This is a genomic window from Pseudomonas protegens (genome assembly GCF_003732485.1).
In the GTDB taxonomy this organism is placed as follows: domain Bacteria; phylum Pseudomonadota; class Gammaproteobacteria; order Pseudomonadales; family Pseudomonadaceae; genus Aquipseudomonas; species Aquipseudomonas protegens_B.
Genome location: NZ_MOAK01000080.1, coordinates 311,778 through 318,806, shown reverse-complemented (window position 1 = coordinate 318,806; position 7,029 = coordinate 311,778). Strand labels below are relative to the sequence as shown.

At 64.9% G+C, this 7,029-nt stretch carries 5 protein-coding genes and 1 pseudogene; 5 read left to right on the top strand and 1 reads right to left on the bottom strand.

The features are described 5' to 3' along the window. Nucleotides 1–24: 24 nt before the first annotated feature. Nucleotides 25–474, bottom strand: coding sequence for a Cd(II)/Pb(II)-responsive transcriptional regulator (cadR, locus tag BLX41_RS22725; RefSeq protein WP_092308673.1), 450 nt, complete (start codon nt 472–474; stop codon nt 25–27). 88 nt (nt 475–562) lie between these two features. Between cadR and BLX41_RS22720 the strand changes: the two genes are divergently transcribed. From BLX41_RS22720 to BLX41_RS36025, 5 genes and pseudogenes are all read left to right on the top strand, one after another. After that, nucleotides 563–2,896 carry a heavy metal translocating P-type ATPase gene (locus BLX41_RS22720; protein WP_123726696.1) on the top strand — a complete coding sequence of 778 codons (2,334 nt, stop codon included), beginning with the start codon at nt 563–565 and terminating at the stop codon, nt 2,894–2,896. A gap of 16 nt (nt 2,897–2,912) precedes the next feature. Further along, the gene (locus tag BLX41_RS22715) at nt 2,913–3,776 is read left to right on the top strand and encodes a LysR family transcriptional regulator (protein ID WP_123726695.1); all 864 of its coding nucleotides are present in this window, start codon (nt 2,913–2,915) and stop codon (nt 3,774–3,776) included. Between the two features lie 233 nt (nt 3,777–4,009). Next, entirely contained in the window at nt 4,010–5,086 is a 1,077-nt protein-coding gene (locus BLX41_RS22710; protein ID WP_123726694.1) for a putative 2-aminoethylphosphonate ABC transporter ATP-binding protein, read from the top strand. A 1-nt stretch (nt 5,087) separates the two neighbouring features. Then, nucleotides 5,088–6,812: a putative 2-aminoethylphosphonate ABC transporter permease subunit gene (locus BLX41_RS22705; protein WP_123726693.1), complete on the top strand. Its 1,725-nt coding sequence runs from the start codon at nt 5,088–5,090 to the stop codon at nt 6,810–6,812. A 48-nt stretch (nt 6,813–6,860) separates the two neighbouring features. After that, nucleotides 6,861–7,029: pseudogene (locus BLX41_RS36025) on the top strand (putative 2-aminoethylphosphonate ABC transporter substrate-binding protein); the annotation flags it as partial.

The following is a 7,029-nucleotide window of genomic DNA, read 5'->3' as shown; positions in this document are numbered from 1 at the left end:
CCCCCCCCCCCCCCAGCCTCAGGCTCAATGCCCGTGGCTGCGGCCGACATGGGACGGCTCGGCCTCGCTGGGGGCCACCGAACCGCTGACTTCCAGGCGCTGGAGGATGCCGCAGTGATCCAGGTCCGGCCCTTCGCTGCAGCGCTGGCGCAGGTCCAGCAGTTGTTCCTGGAGCACCAGTAGCCCGTCGATGCGCGCCTTGACGTGATGGATGTGTTCGTCGATCAGGGCGTTGACGCTGGCGCACTGGCCTTCGGGGCTGTCCCGCAGGTTGAGCAGGCTGCGGATTTCCTCGAGGGTCATGTCCAGGCTGCGGCAGTTGCGGATAAAGGTCAGGCGCTCGGTATGGGCCTGGGTGTAGAGGCGATAGTTGCCTTCGCTGCGGGCCGGTTCCGGCAGCAGCCCTTCGCGCTCGTAGTAACGGATGGTCTCGACCTGACAGTCGGTGAGTTTCGCCAGTTCGCCAATCTTCATTGCCGTCGTCTCCGAATGGGTGCTTGACCCTATAGTGGCTACAGGGTGTTCACTTGGCAACAAGCACCTTAATTCGGAAGGGACCCTAATGAGCGATTCTCTCCACAGCCCGCGCAAATCCGCGGATCAACAGCCCCAGGCTGACCACGACCACGACCACGACCACGACCACGACCACGACCACAGCCATTCCCATGCGCCCGCGGGCAAGTTGCAGCCGGTCAAGGCACACGATCACGCCGCCCACGGCGCCTCGTGCTGCGGTTCCTCCGGCCCGGTGCCATCCAAGGTCACCCTGAGCGAGACTCCGAGCGCCGGCGCGCGCCTGAGCAACTTCCGTATCGAAGCCATGGACTGCCCCACCGAGCAGACCCTGATCCAGAACAAGCTGGGCAAGCTGGCCGGGGTCCAGGCCTTGGAATTCAACCTGATGAACCGCGTGCTGGGGGTGACCCACGACCTGCCGAGCACCGCGCCGATCATCGAGGCGGTCAAATCCCTGGGCATGCACGCCGAGCCTCTGGAGCAGGACGGCGCCGAAGTCGCACCTGCCGCAGCGCCGGTGAAGAAAGCCTGGTGGCCGCTGGCCCTGTCCGGTATCGGCGCGCTGGCCGCCGAAGTCATTCACTTCACCAATGCCGCCCCCGACTGGGTCGTGGCGTTGGTGGCCCTGGTGTCGATCCTCAGCGGCGGCCTGGGCACCTACAAGAAGGGCTGGATCGCCCTGAAGAACCGCAACCTCAACATCAATGCCCTGATGAGCATCGCCGTGACCGGCGCCGTGCTGATCGGCCAATGGCCGGAAGCGGCGATGGTGATGTTCCTGTTCACTGTGGCCGAGCTGATCGAGGCCCGCTCCCTGGACCGGGCGCGCAACGCCATCAGCGGCCTGATGCAGATGACCCCGGAACAGGTCACGGTGCAGCAGGCGGATGGCAGTTGGAGCGAACTGGAAGCTAAAAGCGTCGAGCTGGGCGCCCGAGTGCGAGTCCGCCCGGGAGAGCGCATCGGTCTGGACGGCGAGGTCGTGTCCGGCAACTCCACCATCGACCAGGCGCCGATCACCGGTGAAAGCCTGCCGGTGGAAAAGACCGTGGGCGACAAGGTGTTCGCCGGCACCATCAACCAGGCCGGTTCCCTGGAATATCGCGTGACCGCCGCGGCCAACAACTCGACCCTGGCGCGGATCATCCACGCCGTGGAGCAGGCCCAGGGCGCTCGGGCGCCGACCCAGCGCTTCGTCGATACCTTCTCGAAAATCTACACCCCGGCGGTATTCGCCTTCGCCCTGGCCGTGGCGCTGATTCCGCCCCTGTTGATGGGCGGCGTCTGGTTCGACTGGATCTACCGCGCCCTGGTGCTGCTGGTGGTGGCCTGTCCGTGTGCCCTGGTGATCTCCACCCCGGTGAGCATCGTCAGCGGCCTGGCGGCTGCGGCTCGCAAGGGCATCCTGGTCAAGGGCGGGGTCTACCTGGAGGGCGGTTACAAGCTCGACTACCTGGCCCTGGACAAGACCGGCACCATCACCCACGGCAAACCGGTACAGACCGACTTCCTGTCCCTGCACCCGTTGGCGCAAGACACTGCCCCGGCCCTGGCCGCTAGCCTGGCGGGACGTTCCGACCACCCGGTGTCCCTGGCCATTGCCCAGGCGGCTGTGGATAAGCAGCTGGCGCTGCACGCTGTGGATAACTTCGAAGCCCTGGCCGGACGCGGAGTGCGCGGCGAAATCAACGGCCAGCTGTATCACCTGGGCAACCACCGCCTGGTGGAAGAGCTGGGCCTGTGTTCCCCGGCCCTGGAAGAAAAACTCTTCGCCCTGGAGAAGCAGGGCAAGACCGTGGTCCTGTTGCTGGACAGCAATGGCCCCCTGGCACTGTTCGCCGTGGCGGACACGGTCAAGGAGTCCAGCCGCGAAGCCATCCAGCAGTTGCATGAGCTGGGGATCAAGACCCTGATGCTCACCGGCGACAACCCCCATACCGCCCAGGCCATTGCGGCCCAGGTGGGCATCGATCAGGCCCGGGGCGACCTGCTGCCCACCGACAAGCTGCAGGCCATCGAGGACCTTTACGCCCAGGGCCACCGGGTCGGCATGGTGGGCGACGGCATCAACGACGCCCCGGCCCTGGCCCGTGCCGAGATAGGTTTCGCCATGGCCGCGGCGGGCACCGACACCGCCATTGAAACTGCGGATGTTGCCCTGATGGACGACGATCTGCGCAAGATCCCCGCGTTTATCCGTCTGTCGCGTCAGACTTCGGTGGTGCTCAAGCAAAATATCGCCTTGGCCCTGGTCATCAAGGCGATCTTTCTTGGGGTAACCTTTGCCGGGCTGGCAACCATGTGGATGGCAGTGTTCGCCGACATGGGCGTGAGCCTGTTGGTGGTGTTCAACGGTCTGCGCCTGCTGCGCAAATAAGCAACGAGAGAACCCTGTGCTGAGTGCCGAGCTGAAGGCTTTTTACATGGTCGCCCGCCTGGGCAGCATTACCCAGGCGGCGAAGAAACTTGGCCTCAGCCAGCCGACGGTGACCACGCAGATCCGCAACCTGGAAAGCCAGTATTCGGTGGAACTGTTCTACCGCGGCGGTCGCCGCCTCAGCCTCAGTGAGGAGGGCGCGCGCCTGCTGCCCATGGTCAAGGACCTGTTGCAGCAGGAGGCTGACATCGAGTTCTTCCTGCGCAACAGCGGCCAGGTGCAGGGCACATTGCGCATCGCCGCCACCGCGCCGTACTACATCCTCGATCTGGTGAAGACCTTCCGCGAGCGACTGCCTCAGGTCGAAGTGTCGGTGGAAATCGGCAACTCCCAGCAAGTCCTCGAAGCCCTGGAAGACTACCGGGTGGATGTGGCGGCCTCCTCGCAACTGCTGGAGGACGCGCGGCTGATCCGTCGGGTATTGGGCAGCGATCCGCTGGTGTTGGCGGTGCACCGCAACCACCCTCTGGCGGCGCTGGATCACGTGCCGCTCAATGCCCTGGCCGGGCATACCCTGTTGATGCGCGAACCCGGCTCCACCACCCGCAGCCTCACCGAAACCTTGCTCAAGGACGCCAACGTCAGCTTTGGCCCGCTGCTGGAGATCGGCAGTCGCGAATCGATCCGCGAGGCGGTGCTGCGCAATATCGGCATCAGCATCATTGCCCGTCAGGAAGTGCCCCACGATCCGCAACTGCGGGTGCTGACCATCGAGCATGCACCGCAGATCGTCGAGTACCTGTACTGCCTCAAGGAGCGCAAGAACGCGCGTCTGCCGGCGGCGTTTCTCGGATTGGCGCAGGAAATGGCTCCCGCCTGAAAGACCTGCATCGGCCATGCCGATGCCTTCGCGAGCAAGCTCGCTCCTACAGGGGGGAGTGCATTTCAATGTAGGAGCGAGCTTGCTCGCGAAGGCGTCAGCTGCAGCCAGCACATGACTGACAAGTGAACCCAAATCCCTGAATACCACTATCGGTCGTTTTTGCCTTACTGCCATATGACCGACGCATTACGACTCTAGGATTTGCCTCATCTGCTAGATGAGGTCCGTCCATGAACCACTCCACTGCAACTGCCCTGAGCAACCCCGGCGCGCCGATGAAGGTGCGGGGCATCCAGAAGCGTTTTGGCGCCTTCACCGCCCTGGACAACGTATCCCTGGACGTCGCAGCCGGCGAGCTGGTGTGCCTGCTGGGCCCCTCCGGCTGCGGCAAGACCACGTTGCTGCGTTGCATCGCCGGCCTTGAGCGCCAGGACCAGGGCGAGTTGTACCTGGGGGATCGGGACGTTTCGCTGCTGGCGCCACAAGCCCGGGACTACGGCATCCTGTTCCAGTCCTATGCGCTGTTTCCCAATCTCACCGTGGAAGCCAACATCGCCTACGGCCTGGCCGGTAGCGGTCGTGAGGAAGTGCGCAAGCGTGTGGCACAGATGCTGGAACTGGTCGGGCTGACCGGCAGTGAGAAGAAATACCCCGGCCAGTTGTCCGGCGGCCAGCAGCAGCGCGTAGCCCTGGCCCGTGCCCTGGCGCCGTCACCGTCGCTGCTGCTGTTGGACGAGCCGATGTCGGCCCTGGACGCCCGGGTCCGCGAGCACTTGTGCACCGAGCTGCGCCAGCTGCAACGGCGCCTGGGGATCACCACCCTGATGGTCACCCACAACCAGGACGAGGCCATGCTGATGGCCGACCGCATTGCCGTGATGAACAACGGCAAGGTCGAGCAGTACGCCACGCCCCAGGAAATCTACGATCGTCCGGCCACGCCCTTCGTCGCCGAGTTCGTCGGCCAGGGCAACTGGCTGCCTTTTAGCCGCAACAGTGACAGCCATGCCCAGGTCGGCGGGATGAATGTGCGACTGGCCGACGATTCGGCCAAGGCGGCTTCGGGTCGCCTGTTCTGCCGTCCGGAAGCCATCAGCGTGAACCCGCCGGTGCATGAGGAAAACCTGTTCCCGGCCAAGGTCCGCGAGATCACCTTCCTTGGTAATCGCTGCCGCATGAGCTTCGAGCTCAATCAACTGCCGGGGCATGCGCTGCTGGCCGAGCTGGCCCCGGAAGCCATGCCGCGTCTGGGCGCCCAGGACATCTGGGTCGCCTTGCCGCCGCGCAGCCTCCAGGTGTTTGCCTAAGATGAGCGTGCCAATGTCCCTGCCGCTACCTGCCAAGCGGGCGCGCCAGGCTTCTCGTGCCGAGATCGGTGACCGTATGTTTGTCGTCGGCGGCAAGGTTCTGCTCCTGGTCCTGCTGGGTGTCGCGGTGCTGTTGCCACTGCTGGCGATCTTCTGGCGCGGCTTCAGCGCCGAGGCCGGGCAGGGCGGAGGCTGGCTGGCGGCCCGTGAACTGGTGGCCAGCGCCAACTTCCACTGGTTGCTGGGCAACAGCCTGAAAGTCTCCCTCAGCGTGGCCGCCATCGTGGTGCCCCTGGCTTATCTGTTCGCCTACGCCCTGCAACGCACGCTGATTCCCGGCAAGGGCCTGTGGCGTGGCCTGTCGCTGTTGCCGTTGATGGCGCCGTCGATGCTGCCGGGCATTGCCCTGGTCTATCTGTTCGGCAATCAGGGGATGCTGCGTGGCCTGTTCGCCGAGAACATCTACGGCTTCTGGGGCATCGTCCTCGGTGAGGTCATCTACACCTTTCCCCATGCCCTGATGATCCTGCTCTCGGCCCTGTCCCTGGCGGATGCCCGGCTGTTCGACGCCGCGTCGAGCATGGGCGCCAGCCCCGCCAAGGCCTTTCGCAGCATCACCTGGCCGGCGACCCGGCAGGCGGTGTTCGCCGCGTTCTGCCTGGTGTTCACCCTGACCATCACCGACTTCGGTGTGCCGGTGGTGGTGGGCGGCGATTATCAGGTCCTGGCCCTGGAGGCCTACAAGGCGGTGGTGGGCCAGCAGCAGTTCGGCCGCGGGGCCTTGATTGGCATGGTGTTGCTGCTGCCGGCGTTGTTCAGCTTCGGCGTCGACGCCTGGTTGCGCCGCCGTCATGGCGATTCCATGAGCGGCCGCGCCCAGGTATTCAAACCGGCACCGTCGCGGCTGCGCGATGGCTGCTACCTGGCCATCGTGCTGCTGATCTGCGCCGCGCTGCTGCTGGTGTTCGGCATGGCGGTGTTTTCTTCGCTGGTGAAGTTCTGGCCGTACAACCTGTCGCTGTCGCTGAACCACTACCAGTTCAACGACACCGCCGGTGGCGGCTGGCTGGCCTACCGCAACAGCCTGAGCATGGCCCTGTGCACGGCGCTGATCGGCAGTGTGGTGATCTTCACGGGGGCCTACCTGATGGAGAAAACCAGCGGCCAGCGCGGCCTGAACCTGGCGTTGCGCATGCTCAGTTTTGTGCCGATGGCGGTACCCGGTTTGGTGCTGGGCCTGGGCTACGTGTTCTTCTTCAACCTCAACGGCAACCCGCTGCATGTGTTCTACGGAACCATGACCCTGCTGGTGGTGTGCACCATCGCCCACTACCTGACCACCGCACAGATGACCGCCACCACCGCCCTGCGCCAGCTGGATGCCGAGTTCGAGGCCGCCGCGCTGTCCCTCAAGGCGCCGCTGTACCGGCACTACCTGCGGGTTACCGTGCCGATCTGCCTGCCGGCGCTGCTGGACATCGTGCGCTACCTGTTCGTCTCGGCCATGACCACGGTGTCGGCGGCGATCTTCCTTTACAGCCCGGACACCATCCTTGCCGCCGTCGCCGTGCTGAACATGGACGACGCCGGCAACGTCGGCGGCGCCGCGGCGATGTCGACTCTGATCCTGTTCACCTCCGCCGGCGTCTCGTTGCTGCTGGCCGGGGCTTCCCGCGGGCTGTTGCGCCGCTCCCAGGCCTGGCGGCAAACCGCCCCGGGCCACTGATCCCTTGCTCACTCACCCTCTGATCTGCACTCACTAAGGAACCGCACCATGTTCAAGCCCCTGGCTCTTGCCGCTGCCGTCCTCTCTGCTGTCAGCCTGAACGCCTTTGCTGCGAAAACCGAACTGACGGTCTACACCGCCCTCGAAGCCGAGCAATTGAAGTCCTACAAGCAAGCCTTCGAAAAGGCCAACCCGGACGTGGAGATCAAGTGGGTGC